Source organism: Cupriavidus sp. FW305-27, assembly GCF_058787995.1.
The window spans coordinates 24,485-46,223 of the sequence record NZ_JBYTAG010000015.1 but is presented as its reverse complement, the minus strand read 5'-3'; the positions used below and the strand labels follow the sequence as shown (position 1 = coordinate 46,223).

At 65.4% G+C, this 21,739-nt stretch carries 19 protein-coding genes and 6 tRNA genes; 9 read left to right on the top strand and 16 right to left on the bottom strand.

What is annotated here, in order from left to right; all coding sequences use genetic code 11:
• Positions 1 to 22 precede the first annotated feature (22 nt).
• Entirely contained in the window at positions 23 to 301 is a 279-nt protein-coding gene (locus AC3WRI_RS09835) for a hypothetical protein (RefSeq protein WP_010814264.1), read from the bottom strand.
• Between the two features lie 443 nt (positions 302 to 744).
• Here AC3WRI_RS09835 and trxA point away from each other — a divergent pair, with 443 nt between their 5' ends.
• The 6 genes from trxA (at position 745) to AC3WRI_RS09805 (ending at position 7,451) form a co-directional block, all read left to right on the top strand.
• A complete protein-coding gene (trxA, locus tag AC3WRI_RS09830) occupies positions 745 to 1,071 on the top strand; it encodes a thioredoxin TrxA (RefSeq protein ID WP_010814265.1) in 327 nt (108 codons plus the stop codon).
• A 179-nt stretch (positions 1,072 to 1,250) separates the two neighbouring features.
• Positions 1,251 to 2,513 (top strand): transcription termination factor Rho, encoded by a 1,263-nt coding sequence (gene rho, locus AC3WRI_RS09825; protein ID WP_010814266.1) that lies wholly within the window; start codon positions 1,251 to 1,253, stop codon positions 2,511 to 2,513.
• Positions 2,514 to 2,638: 125 nt separating this feature from the next.
• Complete coding sequence (locus tag AC3WRI_RS09820; protein ID WP_010814267.1) at positions 2,639 to 3,490, top strand: M90 family metallopeptidase; 852 nt, start codon at positions 2,639 to 2,641, stop codon at positions 3,488 to 3,490.
• A 201-nt stretch (positions 3,491 to 3,691) separates the two neighbouring features.
• Positions 3,692 to 3,952: a type B 50S ribosomal protein L31 gene (locus AC3WRI_RS09815; protein ID WP_010814268.1), complete on the top strand. Its 261-nt coding sequence runs from the start codon at positions 3,692 to 3,694 to the stop codon at positions 3,950 to 3,952.
• A gap of 246 nt (positions 3,953 to 4,198) precedes the next feature.
• Positions 4,199 to 5,986, top strand: a complete 1,788-nt coding sequence (locus AC3WRI_RS09810) for an ArnT family glycosyltransferase (RefSeq protein ID WP_492293271.1) — start codon at positions 4,199 to 4,201, stop codon at positions 5,984 to 5,986.
• Positions 5,987 to 6,098: 112 nt separating this feature from the next.
• Positions 6,099 to 7,451 (top strand): MATE family efflux transporter, encoded by a 1,353-nt coding sequence (locus tag AC3WRI_RS09805; protein WP_492293269.1) that lies wholly within the window; start codon positions 6,099 to 6,101, stop codon positions 7,449 to 7,451.
• 230 nt (positions 7,452 to 7,681) lie between these two features.
• On the opposite strand, the gene AC3WRI_RS09800 is transcribed toward AC3WRI_RS09805, so the two are convergent.
• The 7 genes from AC3WRI_RS09800 to gltX form a co-directional block, all read right to left on the bottom strand.
• Positions 7,682 to 7,758, bottom strand: a tRNA-Asp gene (locus AC3WRI_RS09800).
• Between the two features lie 63 nt (positions 7,759 to 7,821).
• Positions 7,822 to 7,897: transfer RNA gene (locus AC3WRI_RS09795), tRNA-Glu, on the bottom strand.
• A gap of 102 nt (positions 7,898 to 7,999) precedes the next feature.
• Positions 8,000 to 8,075 (bottom strand) — tRNA-Ala (locus AC3WRI_RS09790).
• Between the two features lie 198 nt (positions 8,076 to 8,273).
• Positions 8,274 to 8,350: transfer RNA gene (locus tag AC3WRI_RS09785), tRNA-Asp, on the bottom strand.
• 63 nt (positions 8,351 to 8,413) lie between these two features.
• Positions 8,414 to 8,489, bottom strand: a tRNA-Glu gene (locus tag AC3WRI_RS09780).
• Between the two features lie 66 nt (positions 8,490 to 8,555).
• A tRNA-Ala gene (locus AC3WRI_RS09775) sits at positions 8,556 to 8,631 on the bottom strand.
• Between the two features lie 273 nt (positions 8,632 to 8,904).
• Positions 8,905 to 10,305 carry a glutamate--tRNA ligase gene (gltX, locus tag AC3WRI_RS09770; protein ID WP_011615640.1) on the bottom strand — a complete coding sequence of 467 codons (1,401 nt, stop codon included), beginning with the start codon at positions 10,303 to 10,305 and terminating at the stop codon, positions 8,905 to 8,907.
• Between the two features lie 246 nt (positions 10,306 to 10,551).
• Here gltX and AC3WRI_RS09765 point away from each other — a divergent pair, with 246 nt between their 5' ends.
• The gene (locus AC3WRI_RS09765) at positions 10,552 to 11,472 is read left to right on the top strand and encodes a patatin-like phospholipase family protein (RefSeq protein ID WP_058697198.1); all 921 of its coding nucleotides are present in this window, start codon (positions 10,552 to 10,554) and stop codon (positions 11,470 to 11,472) included.
• 73 nt (positions 11,473 to 11,545) lie between these two features.
• On the opposite strand, the gene AC3WRI_RS09760 is transcribed toward AC3WRI_RS09765, so the two are convergent.
• The 5 genes from AC3WRI_RS09760 to AC3WRI_RS09740 form a co-directional block, all read right to left on the bottom strand.
• Positions 11,546 to 12,226 carry a C40 family peptidase gene (locus tag AC3WRI_RS09760; RefSeq protein ID WP_010814273.1) on the bottom strand — a complete coding sequence of 227 codons (681 nt, stop codon included), beginning with the start codon at positions 12,224 to 12,226 and terminating at the stop codon, positions 11,546 to 11,548.
• Between the two features lie 389 nt (positions 12,227 to 12,615).
• Positions 12,616 to 14,277, bottom strand: a complete 1,662-nt coding sequence (locus AC3WRI_RS09755) for an ABC transporter ATP-binding protein (RefSeq protein ID WP_011615642.1) — start codon at positions 14,275 to 14,277, stop codon at positions 12,616 to 12,618.
• Entirely contained in the window at positions 14,274 to 15,410 is a 1,137-nt protein-coding gene (locus AC3WRI_RS09750) for an ABC transporter permease (RefSeq protein WP_010814275.1), read from the bottom strand. Before AC3WRI_RS09750 ends, AC3WRI_RS09755 begins: the two co-directional genes overlap by 4 nt.
• Positions 15,407 to 16,456, bottom strand: coding sequence for a microcin C ABC transporter permease YejB (locus AC3WRI_RS09745; RefSeq protein ID WP_010814276.1), 1,050 nt, complete (start codon positions 16,454 to 16,456; stop codon positions 15,407 to 15,409). Before AC3WRI_RS09745 ends, AC3WRI_RS09750 begins: the two co-directional genes overlap by 4 nt.
• Before the next feature lie 39 nt (positions 16,457 to 16,495).
• Entirely contained in the window at positions 16,496 to 18,397 is a 1,902-nt protein-coding gene (locus tag AC3WRI_RS09740) for an extracellular solute-binding protein (RefSeq protein ID WP_011615643.1), read from the bottom strand.
• 211 nt (positions 18,398 to 18,608) lie between these two features.
• On the opposite strand from AC3WRI_RS09740, the gene fabI reads away from it, so the two are divergent.
• Positions 18,609 to 19,397 (top strand): enoyl-ACP reductase FabI, encoded by a 789-nt coding sequence (gene fabI / locus AC3WRI_RS09735; protein ID WP_010814278.1) that lies wholly within the window; start codon positions 18,609 to 18,611, stop codon positions 19,395 to 19,397.
• 103 nt (positions 19,398 to 19,500) lie between these two features.
• Here fabI and AC3WRI_RS09730 read toward each other — a convergent pair whose 3' ends face one another.
• The 3 genes from AC3WRI_RS09730 to AC3WRI_RS09720 all read right to left on the bottom strand — a co-directional run bounded on the left by AC3WRI_RS09730 (position 19,501) and on the right by AC3WRI_RS09720 (position 21,213).
• Positions 19,501 to 20,751 carry an MFS transporter gene (locus AC3WRI_RS09730; RefSeq protein WP_010814279.1) on the bottom strand — a complete coding sequence of 417 codons (1,251 nt, stop codon included), beginning with the start codon at positions 20,749 to 20,751 and terminating at the stop codon, positions 19,501 to 19,503.
• A gap of 160 nt (positions 20,752 to 20,911) precedes the next feature.
• Positions 20,912 to 21,082: a hypothetical protein gene (locus AC3WRI_RS09725; RefSeq protein ID WP_010814280.1), complete on the bottom strand. Its 171-nt coding sequence runs from the start codon at positions 21,080 to 21,082 to the stop codon at positions 20,912 to 20,914.
• The gene (locus AC3WRI_RS09720; protein WP_013957262.1) at positions 21,079 to 21,213 is read right to left on the bottom strand and encodes a hypothetical protein; all 135 of its coding nucleotides are present in this window, start codon (positions 21,211 to 21,213) and stop codon (positions 21,079 to 21,081) included. Before AC3WRI_RS09720 ends, AC3WRI_RS09725 begins: the two co-directional genes overlap by 4 nt.
• Before the next feature lie 225 nt (positions 21,214 to 21,438).
• Here AC3WRI_RS09720 and AC3WRI_RS09715 point away from each other — a divergent pair, with 225 nt between their 5' ends.
• Positions 21,439 to 21,690 carry a DUF1488 family protein gene (locus AC3WRI_RS09715; RefSeq protein ID WP_010814281.1) on the top strand — a complete coding sequence of 84 codons (252 nt, stop codon included), beginning with the start codon at positions 21,439 to 21,441 and terminating at the stop codon, positions 21,688 to 21,690.
• Positions 21,691 to 21,739: the final 49 nt, after the last annotated feature.

The following is a 21,739-nucleotide window of genomic DNA, read 5'->3' as shown; positions in this document are numbered from 1 at the left end:
ATGCAGGGCAGGCGGAACCGGCTCAGTCCGAACCGCCTTCCAGCCGGGCGCGGATTTCGCGCGCGGTCTCGAGCAGGCCCTCATAGCCGGAGCGCGCATGCTCGGGCAGGTCCGGGTCGCCCACCAGGGTACCGAGGGTCTCGATGATGCTGTAGACCAGGCCGCGTGCGGCACCGCTGGCGATGCTGTTGGTCTCCACGGCGCTGCTGATATGGTCCAGCGCATCGCTCAGGTGGTCCACGTCCGGCGCCTGGCCGGGCTCGGGCTCGGGCTGCGAAGGCTTGCGGGGATCGGTGTTCATGTCGATGACCTAGTCAGTGGCGCAGGATGCAAGATTGGTCCGCTGGCGCCGCCTGCGGACCGCTTTCTATTCTACGCGCACGCCACACTCAATCGGCACCGCGCGGCGCGCACAAGTGCATTCTATGACACACCCTCCCGCACGCCGCAAGCGATTACCCGAATCTCTCGGCGCCATAGAAAATAAGCATTTCAATGAATCCTCCGATTGCAGCAGAATCATTTCCGTGCCGGCGCGCTTTCGAGTGTTTGCCAGGCCGGTCTTGAAAATCGGCAAACTGGTAACATATCGGCAGCACCGGGCGCGGCAGCGGCCCCCACAGCCTGTTTGCGGGCTGCGGAGGCAGCCCGACGGGTCCGCGCAATCTCGTGTAAGGTAACGGTTCGGCCCTCCGAAGTCTCCAGCCTTCAACATAAACAGAGCGAAACCAGAGGTTTTCCGCCATGAGCGAACAAATCAAGTATGTGAGCGACGCCTCCTTCGATGCTGACGTCCTCCAGTCCGACAAACCCGTCCTGCTCGACTTCTGGGCGGAATGGTGCGGCCCCTGCAAGATGATCGCGCCGATCCTGGACGAAGTCGCCAAGGACTATGGCGACAAGCTGCAGATCGCCAAGATCAATGTCGATGAAAACCAGCAGGTGCCGGCCAAGTTCGGCATCCGCGGCATCCCGACGCTGATCCTGTTCAAGAACGGCGCGGTCGCGGCCCAGAAGGTCGGCGCGCTGTCCAAGTCGCAACTGACCGCCTTCCTCGACGGCAACCTGTAAGCTGCGCGCCGGGACCTGACCCACGGTCCCGGTTTTGTCACGATCCGACGTGCGTGCGCCACATCCTGGCGGCCCGGTCGGATTGTGCTAAGATGCCACCAACAACTCCCCGAGCGTTCGCTCATTTCCCCCCTTCCCTTTAGGTCTCGCCCGTCCGGGCCCATCTGTACCCCTCGTCTATGCACCTGACAGAACTCAAATCGCTTCACGTGTCTGCGCTTCTCGAAATGGCGGCTACGCTCGAGATCGACAACGCACAACGGATGCGCAAACAGGAACTGATGTTTGCGATCCTGAAGAAGCGCGCCAAGATGGGCGAAACCATCTTTGGAGACGGCACGCTGGAGGTGCTGCCCGACGGCTTCGGCTTCCTGCGCTCGCCCGAAACCTCGTATCTGGCCAGCACGGATGACATCTACATCAGTCCGTCCCAGATCCGCCGCTTCAACCTGCACACCGGCGATTCGATCGAGGGTGAAGTGCGTACGCCCAAGGACGGCGAACGCTACTTTGCACTGGTCAAGGTGGACAAGGTCAACGGGCAGCCGCCCGAAGCGGTCAAGAACCGCATCATGTTCGAGAACCTGACGCCGCTGCACCCGAACCGGCCGCTCACGCTCGAACGCGATATCAAGGCTGAAGAGAACATCACCGGCCGCATCATCGACATGATCGCGCCGATCGGCCGCGGCCAGCGTGCGCTGCTGGTGGCGTCGCCCAAGTCCGGCAAGACCGTGATGCTGCAGCACATCGCCCACGCGATTGCCAACAACCATCCGGAAGCGGACCTGTTCGTGCTGCTGATCGACGAGCGCCCGGAAGAAGTGACCGAGATGATGCGTTCGGTGCGCGGCGAAGTGGTTGCGTCGACCTTCGACGAACCGGCCATCCGCCACGTTCAGGTTGCCGAAATGGTGATCGAGAAGGCCAAGCGCCTGGTCGAACTGAAGCGCGACGTCGTGATCCTGCTGGACTCGATCACCCGTCTGGCGCGTGCCTACAACACCGTGGTGCCGGCCTCGGGCAAAGTGCTGACCGGTGGTGTGGACGCCAACGCGCTGCAGCGCCCGAAGCGCTTCTTCGGTGCCGCGCGCAACCTGGAAGAAGGCGGTTCGCTGACCATCATCGCCACCGCGCTGATCGAAACCGGCAGCCGCATGGACGACGTGATCTATGAAGAGTTCAAGGGCACCGGCAATATGGAAGTGCACCTGGAACGCCGCCTGGCCGAGAAGCGCGTCTACCCGTCGATCAACCTGAACAAGTCGGGCACGCGCCGCGAAGAGCTGCTGATCAAGCCGGAAATCCTGCAGAAGATCTGGATCCTGCGCAAGTTCATCTCCGACATGGATGAAGTGCAGGCGATGGAATTCATCATGGACAAGATGAAGGCCACGAAGAACAACGCCGAGTTTTTCGATATGATGCGCAGAGGCGGCTGAGCCCTTGCTGCAGCGTCAACGCAGCATCGCCGCAAGGCGGACAGGAAGGCGTGCCACGGCACGCCTTTTTTGTTGCCCGACCTTTTTTGTTGCCGGACCATTTCACAGCGCACCGCGCTACGCCCATGCTCGGCAAACTGACCTCATTCCTGCGCACCCGCTCGCGGGCCCGCAAGCTGGAGCACTACGCCATCCCCGATGCGCTGTGGGCGCGCACGGTCGCCACGCTGCCGTTCGTGCAGCGCTACGGCAGCGAAGACCTGGCGGCGCTGCGCGAACTGGCCACGCTGTTCATCGCCGACAAGGAATACTCCACCGCGCACGACCTGCCGCTGGCCGACGACATGGTGGCCAGCGTTGCCGTGCAGGCCTGCGTGCCGATCCTGAAGCTGGGGCTGCCTTGGTACCGGGGCTGGCACGGCATCGTGCTCTACCCGGGCGAGTTCATCATCCGCCGGACCGTGCAGGACGAGATCGGCCTGGTGCACGGCGTGGTCGAGGAAGCCAGCGGCGAGGCCTGGGAGCACGGGCCGGTGATCCTGTCCTGGCCCGACGTGCACACCCCCGGGGCCGGCATCGACAGCGACCACGAACTGCCGGCCGATACCTACAACGTGGTCATCCACGAGTTCGCCCACAAGCTGGACATGCTCGACGGCGAGCCCGACGGCGTGCCGCCCTTCTCGCGCGTGCTGCACCCGGACATCGACGCGGAAGCCTGGGCCGAGACCTTCCTGACCGAGTACGACCGCTTTGCCGAGTCCTGGGAGGCACGCGACGAGGCCGACTGGGAGCACCCGGAGCGGCTGCCGCCGGCGCTGCGCATCATCGACCCATATGGGACCGAGGCGCCGAGCGAGTTCTTTGCCGTGACGTCAGAGGCATTTTTTGTCGAGCCGACCGGGCTGGCGCGGCACTGGCCGGTTGTATACCAGTCGCTGGCCGCCTTCTATCGCCAGGACCCGGCCTCCATGTGATTCTTTTGCCATATTCATGCACAACACTTTCTGTGCCTCGCGTGGCGCAGCCTCTTCCCCAAGTATTTGTTTTTCTGCCATAATCCCGGTTTGCCCGTTACCGGCAAGTGGTTCGTTCGTCGCCGCGCCATGCACGCTCTCGCCCTCGGCGGAGAACAGCGGATTGCAACGGACTGGCTACCCAACCAGAAAGGACTCATCATGAAAGAAGGCATTCACCCGAATTACCGCGAAGTCGTGTTCCAGGACATGTCCAGCGACTTCAGCTTCATCACCCGCTCGACCATCCAGACCAAGGACAAGATCGTGAAGGACGGCAAGGAATACCCGCTGGCCAAGATCGAAGTCTCGTCGGAATCGCACCCGTTCTACACCGGCACCCAGAAGATCATGGACACGGCCGGCCGCGTGGAAAAGTTCCGCCAGAAGTTCGGCAACAAGCTGGGCAAGGCTGCGAAGTAAATCGCTTTCAGCGAACCCCGCTTCGCAAGGCCTGCGGACAGATGCTCCGGGGCCTGTGCGAAACAGCAAAGAGGCAGCATCGGCTGCCTCTTTGCTTTTGTGCCGGACCACGACCGGTACCGCCGCATTCATTGGATTTACCCCACACCCCGTGAGGCTTCCACGCCATGCCACGGCCCGCGCGGCCGCCGCATGCGCGATACTGTGGCCTTCGCGCCATTGCGCCACGGCCCGACCTGAGCATCGATGCGTCAAGCCAATACCTCCCCCGTCCAGTTGACCGCTGCCGCGACCGGCGCCCTGCCGCGCGCGCTGCTGCTGGCGATCTGCATCATCTATGGCCTGGTCGGCCTGTTCGGCCGCGACCCGTGGAAGAACGAGGACGCCGCCGGCTTTGGCGTGATGTGGCAGCTGGCCACCGGCAACCTGCACGACTGGCTGATGCCGAATATCGTCGGCCGCCCGTACAGCGAGGACGGCCCGCTGGTGTTCTGGATCGGCGCGCTGATGATCCGCGGCTTCGGCAGCTGGCTGGGCGCGGCCGACGCCGCGCGGCTGGCCACGGCGCTGTTCTTCTTCGCGACCTGCGCCTGCATCTGGTACACCACCTACCTGCTGGGCCGGCGCGACGAGGTCCAGCCATTTGCCTATGCCTTCGGCGGCCAGCCCAACGCGCGCGATTACGGCCGCACGCTGGCCGACGGCGCGCTGCTGATCTTCCTGGCCTGCGTGGGCCTGGCCATGCGCGGGCACGAGACCACGCCGCAGGTCGGCCAGGTCGCCTTTATCGCACTGGCCCTGTACGGCATGGTGCGCAGCCTCGACAAGCCCATCCAGGGCAGCCTGGTCTATGGTGCCGCGCTGGGCGGGCTGGCGCTGGCCAGCGGGCCCCTGCTGCCGCTGGCGCTGCTGGGTGGCAGCGCGGTCTGCGCACTGGTGTGCAAGCCGCTGCCGTGGCGGCGCCTGGCCGCCATCGGCATTCCGCTGGCGCTGCTGATGGTGTCGGCGTGGCTGGCGGCCGCCTACTTCGGCGCGGCCGACCGCAACGAGGCGGTGACCTTCATCCGCGAATGGTCGCGCTATGACCGCCGCAGCTACGGCTCGCCCAATGTGGCGACCTTCGGCTTCAACGTGCGCAACCTGTTCCTGTACACGTGGCCGGTCTGGCCGATCGCGGGCTGGGCCTGGATCGCGTGGACCGGCATGCGCCGCGCCCCCCATGTGGCGGCGCCGCTGGCGCTGCTGCTGCCGGTGCTGGTGCTGCTGTTCCTGCAGCGCAGTGCCGGCGACGTGCAGTTCATCCTGCTGCTGCCGCCGATGGCCGTGCTGGCCGCATTCGCGCTGCCCACGCTGGCGCGCGGCGTGATCAACGCGATCGACTGGTTCGCGCTGCTGTTCTTCACCATCTTCGGTGGCACGGTCTGGTTCATGTGGATCGCCAAGACCACCGGCTGGCCGCAGCGCATCGCACGCAACGTCTTCCGCCAGCTGCCCGGCTACCAGCATGAGTTCACCATTGCCGCGGTGGTGTTCGCGCTGGCGGCCACGGTCGCGTGGGTGCTGATCGTGCGCTGGCGGCTGTCGCGCGCGCCCAAGCAGATCTGGCGCCCGGTGGTGATTTCCGCCGCCGGCACCACCCTGATGTGGGTCATGGCAATGACGCTGTGGCTGCCCTCGATCAACTATGGCAAGACCTACCGCGACGTGGCCCAGGCCGCGGCGATGGCGCTGCCGCCTGCCTACCAGTGCGTCCAGCCGATCCGCATGGGCGATGCGCAGCTGGCGTCGTTCGCCTATTTCGGCCATATCCGCTTTGGCGGCCCCAACGACGGCTGCGACGTGCTGCTGCGCCATGACGCGGTCGACTATGGCGAGCCGGGCAATATCTCGCATTTCGAGTGGCGGCTGATCTGGGAAGGCCGCCGCCCCGCGGACCGCGACGAGCGCTTCCGCATGTACCGGCTGGTCGATACCGCGCGCGCCGTCCATCCGCGCCCCGACCTGCCGCGGCGCCGCCTGCCGCGCCAGCCCTGAGCCCTTTCCGGCGTCACCACCACCGCAGCGCCTGTCGCGCCATCGAACCATTCCGGCCGCAGGCGGCTGCGGGGCTGACCATCCAGCCCTGACCAAGCCTGCCGAGCCCTGAATGACCCTGTTCCAAGACCTTCGCCGTATCGCCAGCCTGGCCGGCCCGGTGCTGGCCGGCCAGCTTGCCGTTATCGCCTTTGGCGTCATCGATACCGTGATGGCCGGGCGCGCCTCGGCGACCGACCTGGCCGCCGTGGGCCTGGGCGGCTCGATCTACGTCACCATCTATATCAGCCTGATGGGCGTATTGCAGGCGCTGTCGCCCATCGCCGGGCAACTCTATGGCGCCGGCCGCATCGAGGCGATCGGCGCCGAGGTCCGGCAGGCCGCATGGCTGGGCGCCGCACTGGCGATTCCGGGCGTGCTGCTGCTGGCCTTCCCGGCCCCGCTGCTCGCTTTCGCCAAGGCGCCGCCCGAACTGGTCGAGAAAGCCACCGCCTACCTGCATTTCGGTGCCTTCGGGCTGCCGGCGGCGCTGGCATTCCGCATCTACTCGGCGCTGAACAATGCGCTGTCGCGCCCGGTCATGGTGACGGTGCTGCAGATCGGCGGGCTGGCGCTGAAGGTGCCGCTCAATGCCTGGTTCATCCACGGCGGCCTGGGCGTGCCGGCGATGGGCGGCCCCGGCTGCGGCCTGGCCTCGACGCTGATCAGCTGGGCCTGGTGCATCGCCGGGCTGCTGATCCTGCGCTACGGCAGCGCCTATCACCCGCTGCGGATCTTCAGTATGTGGAGCTGGCCGGCTGCCGCCCCGCTGCGCGCGCTGCTGCGGCTGGGCGTGCCGATGGGCCTGACCTACCTGATCGAGATCACCTCGTTCACGCTGATGTCGATCTTCATCACGCGCCTGGGCACGGTCACGCTGGCCGGGCACCAGATCATCGCCAACCTGGGCGCGGTGGCCTACATGCTGCCGCTGTCGCTGGGGATTGCCACCTCGACGCTGGTGGCACAGCATCTCGGCGCGCGCGACCTGGCCGGCGCCAGCCGCCTTGCCTGGCGAGGTATCCGCATGGCGGTGACGCTGGCGGTGCTGACCGGTGCCCTGCTGTGGCTGCTGCGCAAGCCGGTGCTGCATGCCTACGCGAGCGATCCCGCGGTGGTCGCGGCAGCGCTGCCGCTGGTGCTGTTCGTGGCGTTCTACCAGGCCTTCGACGCGGTGCAGGTGATGACGGCGTTTATCCTGCGCGCGTACAAGATCGCGCTGATTCCGACGCTGATCTATGCCGGCTCGCTGTGGGGCATCGGACTGGGCGGGGGTTATGTGCTGGGCTTCGGGCTGATCGAGGGCATGCCCGACTTCACACGCGGCGCCAGCGGCTTCTGGCTGGCCAACAGCATCAGCCTGGCGATTGCAGGCGTGCTGCTGGTGCGGTATTTCAGCCGGGTCAGCAAGGATCCGGAAAACTGACTCTGGCACTGGCCGCTCTCAAGGGCGGCGGCCGCATCTTCAGTAACCGGAAAAGAAAAACGCTCGCTTGCGCGGGCGTTCTAATTTGGCGGAGTGGACGGGACTCGCCCACATGCCGCGGGCCGCGGCTGCGCTTGCAAGCGCAGCCCTTCGAGCCCCGCCGGAAGCCGCGCAGGCGGCTTCCTCCACTCCGGAAAAGAAAAACGCCCGCTTACGCGGGCGTTCTAATTTGGCGGAGTGGACGGGACTCGAACCCGCGACCCCCGGCGTGACAGGCCGGTATTCTAACCGACTGAACTACCACTCCTTAGTCGGCGTCTTCCGAAGCTTCGCTTCAGTCGACTGGGCGTCTGATTACGCCCTGTTGTTATGGCGTCCCCTAGGGGATTCGAACCCCTGTACTCACCGTGAAAGGGTGATGTCCTAGGCCTCTAGACGAAGGGGACAGAAACTTGTTTTACAACGCTTCTGTCTTGCGCTGGAAAGTCCGCCATCATAGCAGGCTTTTTCGCGGCTGGGAAGCTTCTTTTCAGACGCATCCCAAATTCTGGTGGAGCTAAGCGGGATCGAACCGCTGACCTCTTGCATGCCATGCAAGCGCTCTCCCAGCTGAGCTATAGCCCCGTATCCGATACTGCTGGACGGTTACTGCTGGAACCACCTTCGCTGCCTGCCGCTTACCGCAGCATTTGCAGCGAAGACAGGATTATATAGCGAATTTCGCAACGAATGCAACATTTTTTATTGCGTTTGCGGCGATTAACGACATAATGCCTCACCCAAAGAAAAACCCGCATGGCGCAAACCATGCGGGTTCAGTTTTGGCGGAGTGGACGGGACTCGAACCCGCGACCCCCGGCGTGACAGGCCGGTATTCTAACCGACTGAACTACCACTCCTTAGTCGGCGTCTTCCGAAGCTTCGCTTCAGTCGACTGGGCGTCTGATTACGCCCTGTTGTTATGGCGTCCCCTAGGGGATTCGAACCCCTGTACTCACCGTGAAAGGGTGATGTCCTAGGCCTCTAGACGAAGGGGACAGAAACTTGTCTTTCAACACGTTCCGTCTGGCGCCACCCTAAACAACCTGGATGACACCTAAATCTTGGTGGAGCTAAGCGGGATCGAACCGCTGACCTCTTGCATGCCATGCAAGCGCTCTCCCAGCTGAGCTATAGCCCCATGGTACTGCTCTTTACTGCAACTTGCTGCGTTTTCGCCTGAATTAACTACCGTTTCAAGCGAAGCCAAGATTATATATCAACTATTAATCTTTGCAAGCTCCCGTTTCAGCTTTTTTCGCTTTCCCGTCACTTCAAAAATCAGTTCGGAGATTGCGAAGATCCTTGCGGATCCGCCAGCCCGCTTGGTCAGGGACCGCGCCGCAAGGAGAAAGAGATTATGCGCAAGTCCGGCCCGGAGCGCAAGCCCCCGGCGCGGACTTTTTGCGACTTTTTATGCAGCTGCCGCCAGGCGGCGCAGCACCGTGTCGCGGCCGAACAGTTCCAGCACCGCATCGATGCCTGGCGTCTGCAGCTGGCCGGCCACCAGCAGGCGCACCGGCATGGCCAGCTTGGGCATCTTCAGGCCGAACTCGGCCAGCACGGCCTTGAAGGTGGCGCTGATGGCTTCGCGCTTCCATTCCGGCAGCGCGGCCAGCTGGTTGGCCAGCGCCGCCAGCGCGGGCTGGATTTCCGGGGTCAGGTGCTCGGCCTTGAGCGCGGCATCCGCCTGCGGCTCGCCGCGATAGAACAGCAGCGCCGCCTGCGCGACCTCCTTCAGCGTATTGGCGCGGTCCTTCACCAGCGCCACCACGCCGGCCAGGTCCGCCCCTTCCACCTTGCCGCCGAGCGCCTCGATAAACGGCTGCGTCAGCGTGGCCAGGCGCTGGTTGTCGCCGACCTTGATGTAGTGGTTGTTCAGCCAGGCCAGCTTCTCGGGGTTGTACTGGGCGGGCGACTTGCCCAGGTGCTCCAGGTCGAACCATTCAACGAACTGCTCGCGCGAGAAGATCTCGGCGTCGCCGTGGGCCCAGCCCAGGCGCGCCAGGTAGTTCAGCACGGCTTCGGGCAGATAGCCCTCGTCGCGGTAGCCGGTCACGGCCATGGCGCCATGGCGCTTGCTCATCTTCTCGCCCTGCTCGTTGAGCACGGTCGGCAGGTGGGCGTAGACCGGCGGCGTGCCGCCCAGCGCGCGGATGATGTTGATCTGACGCGGGGTGTTGTTGACGTGGTCGTCGCCGCGAATCACGTGGGTGATCTTCATATCGAGGTCGTCCACCACCACGCAGAAGTTGTACGTGGGGGTGCCGTCCGGGCGCGCGATCACCAGGTCGTCGAGTTCGTCGTTGGAGATCTCGATGCGGCCCTTGACCGCGTCATCCCACACCACGCTGCCGCCGATTGGATTCTTGAAGCGGATCACCGGATCGACCCCTGCCGGCGGCTCGGGCAGGACCTTGCCCGGCTCGGGACGCCAGAAGCCGTTGTAGCGCGGCTTCTCGCCGCGCTCGCGCTGGGCTTCGCGCAGGGCATCCAGCTCTTCGGTGCTCATGTAGCAGCGGTAGGCCAGGCCGGACTCAACCATCTGCGCGACCACTTCACGATAGCGGTCCATGCGCTGCATCTGGTAGAACGGACCTTCGTCGATATCCATCTCCAGCCAGGCCATGCTCTCGAGAATCACGTCGACCGCTTCCTGCGACGAACGCTCGACGTCGGTGTCTTCGATGCGCAGGATAAAGTCGCCCTTCATGCGGCGGGCGAAGGCCCAGGGATAGAGCGCGGAGCGGATATTGCCGAGGTGGATAAAACCGGTCGGGCTCGGCGCAAAGCGGGTGCGGACGCGTTGGGTCATGGTCAGGGGCAAAAACAAGAAAGCCCGCGCGCAGCGGCGCGCAGGCTGGTGTATGTGCAGATCTTACATTATACCAACGCGCATCCCTCGCCCCGCCCGGCGTGCCACCGCCGTGCGGAATCATTTATGCTTGCGCCGGTCTGAGGTGATGCCGCTGATCCAGGCAATTCGATGCCAGCCCCATTGAGGAGCGCCCGCATCACATCCCTGTATCCGCCGGTCCCACCTGGCTACTGATCTCGCTTCATGCAACGACGTCATTTCCTCGGTATCTCCGCGGCCGCCCTGCTGGCGGGCTGCTCGTTCGGCCCGCGTCCCGCGCCGCCGCTCGCCACCACCCCGCCCGCGCCGCGGCCCGTCAAGATCGGCCTGGCGCTGGGCGGCGGCGCGGCGCGCGGCTTTGCCCATATCGGCGTGATCAAGGCGCTCGAAGCGCAAGGCATCCATGCCGACCTGGTCACCGGCACCAGCGCCGGCGCGGTCGTGGCGGCGCTTTACGCCAGCGGACTGAATGGCTTCCAGCTGAACAAGCTGGCGCTGACCATGGACGAGGCTGCCATCGCCGACTGGGCCCTGCCCTTCGGCACCCGCTTCGGCGGCTGGCTCAAGGGCGAGGCGCTGCAGAACTACATCAACCGGCTGGTGCAGAACCGGACCATCGAGGCCATGAAGCTGCCGCTGGGCATTGTCGCCACCGATCTCAAGAGCGGCGAGAAAATCCTGTTCCGCCGCGGCAACACAGGCCAGGCCGTGCGCGCGTCGAGCAGCGTGCCCGGGGTGTTCCAGCCGGTGTCGATCCAGGGTCACGACTATGTCGACGGCGGCCTGGTCGAGCCGGTGCCGGTGGATTCCGCGCGCGGCATGGGCGCGGACTTTGTCATCGCGGTCAACATCTCGGCCGACCCGTCGGCGCAGAAGAACGCGGGCCAGAGCGGCGTGCTGCTGCAGACCACCGCGATCATGGGCCAGTCGATCAACAAGATGGCACTGGCGCGCGCCGACGTGGTGATCCGCCCCGAGCTGCCCGATATGGGCGGCAGCGACTTCAACGCCCGCAACCGAGCCATACTGGCCGGCGAACAGGCCACCACGGCGGTGATGGCAACGCTGCGGCAGCGGCTGGAACAGGCCCGCCTGGCACCGGCCGGAACGGTCGCAGTGCAATAGCCCGGGGAGCACGCCCCGCCAAAGAAAAAAGGACTGTCGCAGCAGTCCTTTTTGCTTGTAGCGCGCCGGAAACTCAGCCGCCGTACATCGATGCGCGGACAACCTTGGGGTCATAGCGCTTGAGCGTCTCGACCATGTCGCCGAGGCCATCGGCGCCGCCCTCCTTGCCATCCTCGATGCGGCGGGCGCCGTTGTAGCGGGTCACCCAGTAAGACGCACGCATGTCGTCGACTCGGATCTTGCTGCCCGTGGACGGGGCATGCACGAACTTGTTGTCGCCGATATAGATGCCGACGTGCGAGAAGGTCTGGCGCATGGTGTTGAAGAACACCAGGTCGCCCGGACGCAGGTCGGTGGCCGCCACGGTGGTGCCGACACGGCTGATTTCGACAGAGCGGCGCGGCAGCATGAAGCCGAAGGTGTCCTGGAACACGTAGCGGACGAAGCCGCTGCAGTCCAGGCCGGATTCGGGGCTGTTGCCGCCGAAGCGGTAACGCACGCCAATCAGGCCCAGCGCATTCATGACCAGGTCGCCAGCCTTGCTGGCAACGTTGCTGGTGGAATTCACCACCGACGACAGCAAGCCGCGCTTGCCTTCCGCATGCGAATCCGCGGCGTGGGCCGTGGCATCGATACGGGCGTCGGCATCCTTGAATACCGTATCCGCCAGCACTCCATTCGACACAGTCGCACCGCAGACAATGGCAATTCCGACGGCGGCACGCGCCAGGGAATGAAGTACCGATCGCTGCATTGGTTCTCCCGTTGATCGTTCCAAAGCAAGCCCCGGCACAAGTCCGGGGCAGCTGGTTATATGTGAAATTCGCGTGAACTTCGCGAGAAATTCATGTGAACCTGCGGGGTGAACCCTATGCAACATCCGCACCAGGCTTTCCGGGCCTGTCTTGCACCGCAAACGTGCTATGCACGATCCAATGCGTCGGACGGACCACCCCCAAAACTAGTTCTCGCGGGATGGTAAAGGGTTGTCATTCACATGTCAAAGTTCGTTACAAATTCGCCGGATTTGACTGGCGAATCAAGGATATAGGCGGGAATTCGCACCTTGTTTATCGGATTGATCCGAACAACCGGATGCTAGCCAGGCGGGGCCGCGGCGTTGCTGCGCCGCACACCTCCGGGTCAGCCAGCGCCGACCTGCGCCGCCGCCATCAGCTTGCGCGTATAGGGGTGCTGGGGTGCGCCCAGCACCGCTTCGGTGTCGCCGGCCTCGACCACCTCCCCTGCCTTCATCACGAAAACCCGATGCGCCATGGCCCGGATCACCGCCAGGTCATGGCTGATGAACAGGTAGGTGAGGTTGTACTTGTGCTGCAGCTGGGACAGCAGCGCCAGCACCTGCTGCTGGATCGACACGTCCAGCGCCGAGGTGGGCTCGTCCAGCACCAGGATCTGCGGCTTGAGGATCAGCACCCGGGCAATGGCGATGCGCTGCCGCTGCCCGCCCGAGAATTCATGCGGATAGCGGCCCAGCGCGGTGCGGTCCAGGCCGACCTCGCGCAGGGCTTCGATCACGCGCTGGCGCGTGCCCTCGTGCGACAGCCCGGGCTGGTGCAGCGCCAGGCCTTCGCCGACGATCTGCTCGATGGTCATGCGCGGCGCCAGCGAGCCGAACGGGTCCTGGAACACCACCTGCATGCGCGCGCGCAACTGGCGGCGATCGTCGCGCGTGGCGGTGTCGAAGCTGCGGCCGAGGAAATGGATGGTGCCGCCGCTCTTGCGCTGCAGCGCCAGCACGGTATGCGCCAGCGTGGTCTTGCCCGAACCGGACTCGCCGACGATGCCGACGGTCTCGCCCTCGCGCAGCTGGAAGTCCACGTCCTTGACCGCCGCAAACTGGTCCTTGCCGAACCAGCCGGCCAGCCCGCGGCGCTTGCGCGCGTAGTTGACGCTCAGCTTGCGCGCTTCCAGCAGCACCGGCGCCAGCGGCACCAGCGGCAGCACCTCGCGCCTGGGGCGGCTGTCGATCAGCTTGCGGGTGTAGGGGTGCTGGGGGGCGGCAAACACCTGCGCGGTCTCGCCGGTCTCGACCAGCACGCCCTTCTCCATCACGCCCACGCGCTGGGCAAAGGAACGCACCAGGTTGAGGTCATGGGTGATCAGCATCACCGCCATGCCGAACTCGGCCTGCAGGTCACGCAGCAGGTCCATGATCTGGGCGCGGATGGTCACGTCCAGCGCCGTGGTCGGCTCGTCGGCGAGCAGCAGCTTGGGGCGGCAGGCCAGCGCCATGGCGATCATGGCGCGCTGGCGCTGGCCGCCCGAGAGCTGGTGCGGGAAGCTGTCGAAGCGGTGCGCGGCGTCGCTAATGCCGGTGCGCTCCAGCAGCGCGATGGCGCGCTCGCGCGCGGCGCGGCGGTCCAGGCCCTCGTGCAGCGCCAGCGTCTCGACGATCTGGTTGCCGATGGTGTACAGCGGGTTGAGCGCCGTCATCGGCTCCTGGAAAATCATCGCGATCTCGGCGCCGCGGATGCCGCGCATCTCGCGGTCCGACACCTCCAGCAGGTTCTTGCCCTCGAAGCGGATCGCGCCGTCGTAGTAGGCGTCTTCCACCAGCCGCAGCATCGCCAGCGCGGTCACGGTCTTGCCCGAGCCCGACTCGCCCACCAGCGCGTAGCGCTCGCCCGCGCGCAGGTCGAAGCTGACTTCACGCACGGCACGGGTGGCATGCTCGCCGTGGCCGAAGGTGACGGAAAGTTTGTCGACGCACATCAGCGTGGAACCGGGCGCCGGCGTCGCGGCCGGCGCCACGGCCGGCTGGATCACGGGAGACACCGCGGTCATGGCGTGGCCTCCGGTGCCGCCCCGGTCGGCGCGCCGGCCGGGATCTTGGGTTCGACCCGGCCGCGCAGCGCCGCCAGGCCCAGGCGGGTATCGAAGGCATCGCGCAGCGCGTCGCCCATGAAGGTCAGCAGCAGCAGCGTGACCACCAGCACCGCGAAGGTCGACAGCGAAATCCACCACGCATCCAGGTTGGCCTTGCCCTGCGCCAGCAGCTCGCCCAGGCTGGGCGTGGTCGGCGGCACGCCCATGCCGAGGAAGTCCAGGCTGGTCAGCGCCAGGATCGCGGCGCTCATGCGGAACGGCAGGAAGGTGATCACCGGGGTCAGGCTGTTGGGCAGGATATGGCGCCACATGATCTGCACGTTGGACAGGCCCAGCGCGCGCGCGGCCTTGACGTAGTCGAGCGAGCGGTTGCGGTAGAACTCGGCGCGCACGTAGTCGGACAGGCCCATCCAGCCGAACAGCGACAGCAGGATGATCAGCAGCGCCAGGCTGGGCTCGAAGATCGAGGCAAAGATGATCAGCAGGTACAGCTCCGGCATCGAGCTCCAGATCTCGATGGCACGCTGCGAGAACAGGTCGAAGCGCCCGCCGAAGAAGCCCATCAGCGCCCCGGTCAGCGTGCCCACCAGCACCCCGATCACGGTCAGCGCCAGGCTGAACAGCACCGACACGCGGAAGCCATACAGCAGCCGGGCCAGGATGTCGCGGCCGCGGTCGTCGGTGCCCAGCCAGTTCTCTGCCGACGGCGGCGCCGGGTTGGGCTCCTTGGCAAAGTAGTTGAGCGAGTCGTACGAATAATGGTTCAGCGGGAACACCGCGAAGTTGCCGTTGGTGGTGATGCGGTCGCGGATATACGGATCGAGGTAGTCCGCGGGCGTGGCGAAATCGCCGTCGAAGGTGGTTTCCGGGTAGACCTTGACGATGGGGAAATACCATTCGCCCTTGTAGTGCACCACCAGCGGCCGGTTGCTGGACAGCAGCTCGGCGCCCAGGCTCAGCACGAAGATGACCACGAAGATCACCAGGCTCCAGTAGCCGCGCCGGTTGCGGCGAAAGCGCTGCCAGGCGCGCTGGCGCGGCGAAGGCGAATGCGGCAGCCCGTTGGGGGCCGCGTGCGTGAACAGTTTCATCGGTGCAAGCCCTCGAAATGGATGCGCGGGTCCACCAGCACGTAGCAGACATCGGAGATCAGGCGCGTGACCAGCCCGATCAGCGTGAACAGGTAGAGCGTGCCCAGCACCACCGGATAGTCGCGCCGCAGCACCGCCTCATAAGACAGCAGGCCCAGCCCGTCGAGCGAGAACAGCGTCTCGATCAGCAGCGAGCCGGTGAAGAAGGCGCCGATGAACGCGGCCGGGAATCCCGTCACCAGCGGGATCAGCGCGTTGCGGAACACGTGCTTCCACAGCACGCGGCGCTCGCCCAGGCCCTTGGCGCGCGCGGTCAGCACGTATTGCTTGCGGATTTCCTCAAGGAAGGCATTCTTGGTCAGCATGGTGACCACCGCGAAGCTGCCCACCACCGATGCCGTGATCGGCAGCACCAGGTGCCACAGGTAGTCCATCACCTTGCCCATCAGCGAGAGCTGCTCCCAGTTGTCGGAGGTCAGCCCGCGCAGCGGGAACCACTGCACGAAGGTGCCGCCGCCGAACAGCACCAGCAGCAGCACGCCCAGCACGAAGCCGGGGATGGCATAGCCCACCAGCACGATGATGCTGGTCACCACGTCAAAGCGGCTGCCCGCGCGGATGGCCTTGGAAATGCCCAGCGGCACCGATATCAGGTAGGTCAGGAAGAAGGTCCACAAACCCAGGCTGACCGACACCGGCAGCTTGGACTTGACCAGCTCCCACACGCTGCGGTGCTGGAAATAGCTCTGGCCCAGGTCGAACTGGGCAAAGCGCTTGAGCATCAGGAAGTAGCGCTCCAGCGGCGGTTTGTCAAAGCCATACAGGGCCTGGATCTCCTTGATCTTCTCGGGGTCGACGCCGCGCCGCCCGCGGTATTCGGCGCCACCGCCGCTGGCTTCGCCGGCACCGCCCCGCCCTTTCAGTTCCATCATCATCTGCTCGACCGGGCCACCCGGCACGAACTGGATCACCACGAAGGTCAGCGTGATGACCCCGATCAACGTCGGGATCATCAGCAGAATGCGCTTGAGCAGGTAGGCAAGCATCGGCCGGTCCTCTTCCTTGTCTTGTTCGCGGCGGGCGCGTCAGCGTGCCTGCGGCTGCAGGTCCGTGCGCCACCATTGGCTCAGGATCCAGCCTTCGGCCGTGTAGTAATAGGGAAGGCGCTCCGGGTAGGCCAGCGTCTTGCGGTAGGACACGCGGTGCGATGCGCTGTACCAGTTCGGCACGATGTAGTAGCCATGCATCAGCACCCGGTCCAGCGCCCGCCCGGCGGTGACCAGTTCCTGCCGGGTATGGGCGTGCAAGACGTTATCCACCAGCTTGTCGACCACGGGCGACTTCAGCCCGAACAGGTTGTCCGAGCCCGGCGTGCCGGCCGCCTCGCTGGAAAAGCGGTCGCGCAGCTCGTTGCCGGGGCTTTGCGAGTCGGGAAAGCGGATCGACACCATGTCGAAGTCGAAATCCTCCAGCCGCTTCTGGTACAGCGCAAAGTCCGTGGTGCGCTGGTTCACCTGGATACCAAGCTTCTCCAGGTTGCGCACATAGGTGGTGATGACGCGGCTCATGGCGCCGCCGTCGTCGAGGAACTCGAACACCAGCGTCTCGCCCTTGGCGTTGCGCAGCGCGCCATCCGTATAGGTCCAGCCGGCCTGGGCCAGCAGGCGCCGTGCCTGGCGCAGGTTGTCGCGCAGCGAACGCGGCGCCGCAGTGCTGGGCTGGACCACGTCCGGGCCGAACACCTCCGGCGGCAATTCCGCACGCAGCGGCTCAAGCAACGCCAGCTCGCCCGGGCTGGGTCGGCCATCGAAGGTGGCGCTGGCGGCCAGCTCGCTGTTGGAGAACCAGCTGTCCAGCCGCCTGTAGGCGCCGTAGAACAACTGCCGGTTCAGCCATTCGAAGTCCAGCGCAAGGATCAGGGCCTGGCGCACGCGCACGTCCTGGAACACCGGCTTGCGCATATTCATCACGAAGCCCTGCATGCCTGCACCGTTGCGGTGCGGGAACTCGGTCTTCAGCAGCTCGCCGTTGCGAAAGCGGGTGCCCTGGTAGCTCTTGGCCCAGTTCTTGGCCTTGTATTCGACGATGGCGTCGAACTCCCCTGCCTTGAATGCCTCGAGCTTGGCGGTCTCGTCCTTGTACAGGCGGTAGGCCACGCGCGCGAAATTGAAGGTGCCGCGGCGCACCGCGAGATCCTTGCCCCAGTACTTCGGGTCGCGCTGGAAGATGATGCCGCGGCCGGCGTCATAGCGCTCGATCAGGTAGGGGCCACTGGTGACCGGCGGCTCGAAGGTCAGCTTCTCGAACGGAACCTTGGCCGTCCATTTCTTCGAGAACACCGGCAGCGAGCCTACGATCAGCGGCAGCTCGCGGTTGCGCTGCTTGAATTCGAAGCGCACTGTGCGCTCGCCGGCGACGATCACCGCCTTCACATCGGTACACATGCTGCGATAGCCCGGACTCGAGGCCTTGCTCATCAGCATGTCATAAGAATATTTGACATCCGACGCCAGCACCGGGTCGCCATTGGAGAAGCGCGCCTGGGGCCGGATGGTGAACGTGACCGACAGCTCGTCCGGCGCCACCGTGACATCCTCGGCGAGCAAGCCATAGGCGCTCGCGCTCTCGTCGGCGCTGCTGATCAGCAGCGACTCGAACATCAGCGCGTTCAGGCCGGGCGCCGACGTGCCCTTCAGCGTGAACGGATTGAACTTGTCGAAACTGGTGCGCCGGTCCGGATTGGCGAGTGTCAGCGTGCCGCCGGCGGGTGCATTGGGATTGGCATAGTCGAAATGCCGGAAATCCGCCTGGTACTTCAGGTCCCCGTGCAGCGCGAAGCCATGCGCCGCCAGCGCCGGATTGGAAAAGAGAGAGACCCCCGCCGCCAGCGCCATCGCCAGCCCGCTTGCGACCCAACCGCGCAGTACCGCATCCCGCCGGAAGCACTGCCATGCCGCCTGAAGCGGCCAACGTGCTTGAATAGGCATCCCGTTGGATTCCTCCACTATGACCTGTGGGGCCCGGCATTCTGTGGCCGGGCCAAGTATGAGACAATTTTACATGCGTCCGGGGTGGCGCCAGCCATCCGGACATTCCCTCTGCGCGGCGCAATAAAAACGACCGCAAGACAGCAAAGGCACGCACACGGCCGCACGGCGGACGCACGAAGCGTGCCTGATACACCACCTTGGAGAACTTATGGGATTTCTGGCAGGTAAGCGGATCCTGATCACCGGCTTGCTCTCTAACCGGTCGATCGCCTATGGCATCGCATCGGCGTGCAAACGCGAAGGCGCCGAACTGGCCTTCACCTATGTCGGCGAACGGTTCAAGGACCGGATCAGCGACTTTGCCAAGGAATTCGGCAGCGACCTGGTGTTCGAATGCGACGTCGGCAGCGACGAGCAGATCGCCGCGACCTTCGCCGCGCTGGGCCAGCGCTGGGATAAGTTCGACGGCCTGGTGCACTCGATCGGCTTCGCGCCGCGCGAGGCGATCGCCGGCGACTTCCTGGAAGGCCTGTCGCGCGAAGGTTTCCGCATCGCCCATGACATCTCCGCCTACAGCTTCCCGGCGCTGGCCAAGGCCGCGCTGCCGCTGCTATCGGACAAGGCCTCGCTGCTGACGCTGACCTACCTGGGCGCAGAGCGCGTGGTTCCCAACTACAACACCATGGGCCTGGCCAAGGCCTCGCTGGAAGCCAGCGTGCGCTACCTGGCCTCGTCGGTCGGTCCGCGTGGCATCCGCGCCAACGGCATCTCCGCCGGCCCGATCAAGACCCTGGCCGCCTCGGGCATCAAGGGCTTCGGCAAGCTGCTCGGCCACTTCGAGCAGGCCGCGCCGCTGCGCCGCAACGTCACCATCGAAGAAGTCGGCAACGTGGCCGCCTTCCTGCTGTCCGACCTGGCCAGCGGCGTGACCGGTGAGATCACCTATGTCGACGGCGGCTTCAACGTGGTCGGCGCCAGCGTCGCGGACGCAGAGTAAGCCCGTCCCGCCAGCGGACCGCGGATGAAAAAGGGGTGCCCGATGAGGCACCCCTTTTTTGTTCCTTGCAGACCTGTGCGCGCACCCACCAGGTCCGCCTGCATCACGCCTGCGCCGCGACTGGCGCGCCCTGCCGGCCCATGCTCAGCATCGACCACGCATAGACCACCAGGCCGCCCAGCGCCAGCAGCAGGCCGACCCAGCCGGTGGACTCCCAGCCGTAGCCGGCGGCAATGGTCACCCCGCCCAGCCACGCGCCGAGCGCGTTGGCCATGTTGAAGGCCGAGTGGTTGAGGGCCGCGGCCAGCGTCTGCGCGTCGCCGGAGACATCCATCAGCCGGATCTGCAAGGCCGGGCCCAGTGCCACCGTGGTGCCCACCAGCAGCACATTGATGGCAGCCAGCCAGGGATGCGACGCGGTCAAGGCGAAGGCGCCCAGCACCAGCGCCGCCCACACCAGCACGCCGCCGATGGTCGGCATCAATGCCTTGTCGGCCAGCTTCGCGCCGGCAAGGTTGCCCGCCACCGTGCCGATGCCGAACAAGGCCAGCACCACCGGGATACCCGCCGCCGGCATATGCGCCAGCTCGAGCATGGTCGGCTTGATATAGCTGAACACCGAGAACATGCCGCCGAAGCCGATCGCGCCGATACCGAGCGTCAGCCAGACCTGCTTGCGCTTGAGCGCCGACAGCTCGCGCAGCGGGCTGGCACGCCGGTCGGCCGGCACGAACGGGACCCACCGCCACACCAGCAGCGCCGTCAGTGCACCGAGGGCACCGACAATCACGAAGGCCGAGCGCCAGCCCAGCCAGGTGCCGACCGTGGCGGCGATCGGCACGCCCACCAGCGTGGCAGTGGTCAGGCCCAGCATCACCAGCCCCACCGCCTGCGCGCGCCGTTCGCGCGGGACCAGGCTGGCGGCCACCAGCGCCGCCACGCCAAAGTACGTGCCATGCGGAAAACCCGTGAGCAGGCGCGCCACCATCATCGACAGATAGGATGGCGCCAGCGCGCTGGCGATATTGCCGGCGGCAAACACCGCCATCAGCGCGATCAGCAGGTTGCGCCGCGGCCAGCGCGCGCCCAGCACCGCCAGCAGCGGCGCGCCGATGACCACGCCCAGCGCATAGGCGCTGATCAGGTGGCCGGCTTGCGGGATGGAGATGGCGAGGTCGCTGGCGGCATCGGGCAGCAGGCCCATGATGACGAATTCGCCGGTGCCGATGCCGAAGCTGCCGACCCCGAGCGCCAGCAGCGGCAGGCGGCCGGATGGATTGCTATCGCGGAAAGAAACGGAAGTGTCTGCGCCGCGGACGGGATCCGCGGCGGAATGTGCATGTGGGGCGGCCATGTACAGGATTGCAGGATGTTCAACAAAATGCCGCCCGCTGACGGGCGAGGTCAGTGCCCTCGCCTCTGATCGATCCAGCGTGCTCCTGTGCGGCGCGCAGGCTGTATTGTGCGGCAAAACCGCAAATCTTGCCCGCGCCGGCCTGACTGGCCGGCGTTGCTTACTTGGTCACGTGGACCAGCCGGTGCCACCAGTACCGAAGCGAGTGCTTCGCTATGCCGAACACCGGCTTGTGGTGGATGCCCACCCGGATGATGTAGCCGTAGACCCCGACCAACGCGGCCAGGAACACAAGGGACCAGACGACCCCTGCACTGTCGGTCTCAGTCATTTCTTCTTCTTGGCGACCTCATCGTGCCCGCGAAACTGGACCGTGCTGAAGGGTGAGGCCGGCACGGATGGCTTTTTCGGTTGCTTGGGTTTCTTGGCTTCGCGGCTGCTGCGTAGTTGACTCTTGGCCATGATGGGCTCCTGAATGGCTTGCCTGGAGATAATGGCAATCCCAGCATACGCGCTAAATCGCCGGCGAAGGAAATATCTTTCGCGAAGAACGCGCCATGCGCTCCAGCAGGCCGCAGGGACACATGCCCAGCTTGCGGGAAACAGGCGCATACTGGGGGCGGCAGCACCGGCTGGCGCCAGCAAGCCCAACACGCACGGCGTACCGTGACCGGACAGGAGTCTGCAATGGCACTGAATTTTCCCAATCCCAGCCGCAGCTACGATGCGGCGCGGCACTGCGTTTGCTTCTGGGGCTACGACAACGCGCGCGAAGTGGCCTTTCAGGTCACTGACGAAATCCTTCTGCGCCTGAGCCACCAGGGTGCCGCGGAAGAATCCGCCCTTCTCGCCACCTTCGACCATCATCGGGACCAGATCCTGCAACTGGCCAGGGACCTCTACAACCCCGGGGAACGTACCACCTACACGATTTCCTGACCGGAAAAACACAGCGCGGGGGGGGGGGGGGGGGGGGGGGGGGGGGGGG

Excerpts from the sequence above, each read along its gene's own strand:
- AC3WRI_RS09835 (WP_010814264.1), bottom strand. The coding sequence starts at position 301 with ATGAACACCGATCCCCGCAAGCCTTCGCAGCCCGAGCCCGAGCCCGGC.
- trxA (WP_010814265.1), top strand. The coding sequence starts at position 745 with ATGAGCGAACAAATCAAGTATGTGAGCGACGCCTCCTTCGATGCTGAC.
- rho (WP_010814266.1), top strand. The coding sequence starts at position 1,251 with ATGCACCTGACAGAACTCAAATCGCTTCACGTGTCTGCGCTTCTCGAA.
- AC3WRI_RS09820 (WP_010814267.1), top strand. The coding sequence starts at position 2,639 with ATGCTCGGCAAACTGACCTCATTCCTGCGCACCCGCTCGCGGGCCCGC.
- AC3WRI_RS09815 (WP_010814268.1), top strand. The coding sequence starts at position 3,692 with ATGAAAGAAGGCATTCACCCGAATTACCGCGAAGTCGTGTTCCAGGAC.
- AC3WRI_RS09810 (WP_492293271.1), top strand. The coding sequence starts at position 4,199 with ATGCGTCAAGCCAATACCTCCCCCGTCCAGTTGACCGCTGCCGCGACC.
- AC3WRI_RS09805 (WP_492293269.1), top strand. The coding sequence starts at position 6,099 with ATGACCCTGTTCCAAGACCTTCGCCGTATCGCCAGCCTGGCCGGCCCG.
- gltX (WP_011615640.1), bottom strand. The coding sequence starts at position 10,305 with ATGACCCAACGCGTCCGCACCCGCTTTGCGCCGAGCCCGACCGGTTTT.
- AC3WRI_RS09765 (WP_058697198.1), top strand. The coding sequence starts at position 10,552 with ATGCAACGACGTCATTTCCTCGGTATCTCCGCGGCCGCCCTGCTGGCG.
- AC3WRI_RS09760 (WP_010814273.1), bottom strand. The coding sequence starts at position 12,226 with ATGCAGCGATCGGTACTTCATTCCCTGGCGCGTGCCGCCGTCGGAATT.
- AC3WRI_RS09755 (WP_011615642.1), bottom strand. The coding sequence starts at position 14,277 with ATGACCGCGGTGTCTCCCGTGATCCAGCCGGCCGTGGCGCCGGCCGCG.
- AC3WRI_RS09750 (WP_010814275.1), bottom strand. The coding sequence starts at position 15,410 with ATGAAACTGTTCACGCACGCGGCCCCCAACGGGCTGCCGCATTCGCCT.
- AC3WRI_RS09745 (WP_010814276.1), bottom strand. The coding sequence starts at position 16,456 with ATGCTTGCCTACCTGCTCAAGCGCATTCTGCTGATGATCCCGACGTTG.
- AC3WRI_RS09740 (WP_011615643.1), bottom strand. The coding sequence starts at position 18,397 with ATGCCTATTCAAGCACGTTGGCCGCTTCAGGCGGCATGGCAGTGCTTC.
- fabI (WP_010814278.1), top strand. The coding sequence starts at position 18,609 with ATGGGATTTCTGGCAGGTAAGCGGATCCTGATCACCGGCTTGCTCTCT.
- AC3WRI_RS09730 (WP_010814279.1), bottom strand. The coding sequence starts at position 20,751 with ATGGCCGCCCCACATGCACATTCCGCCGCGGATCCCGTCCGCGGCGCA.
- AC3WRI_RS09725 (WP_010814280.1), bottom strand. The coding sequence starts at position 21,082 with ATGACTGAGACCGACAGTGCAGGGGTCGTCTGGTCCCTTGTGTTCCTG.
- AC3WRI_RS09720 (WP_013957262.1), bottom strand. The coding sequence starts at position 21,213 with ATGGCCAAGAGTCAACTACGCAGCAGCCGCGAAGCCAAGAAACCCAAG.
- AC3WRI_RS09715 (WP_010814281.1), top strand. The coding sequence starts at position 21,439 with ATGGCACTGAATTTTCCCAATCCCAGCCGCAGCTACGATGCGGCGCGG.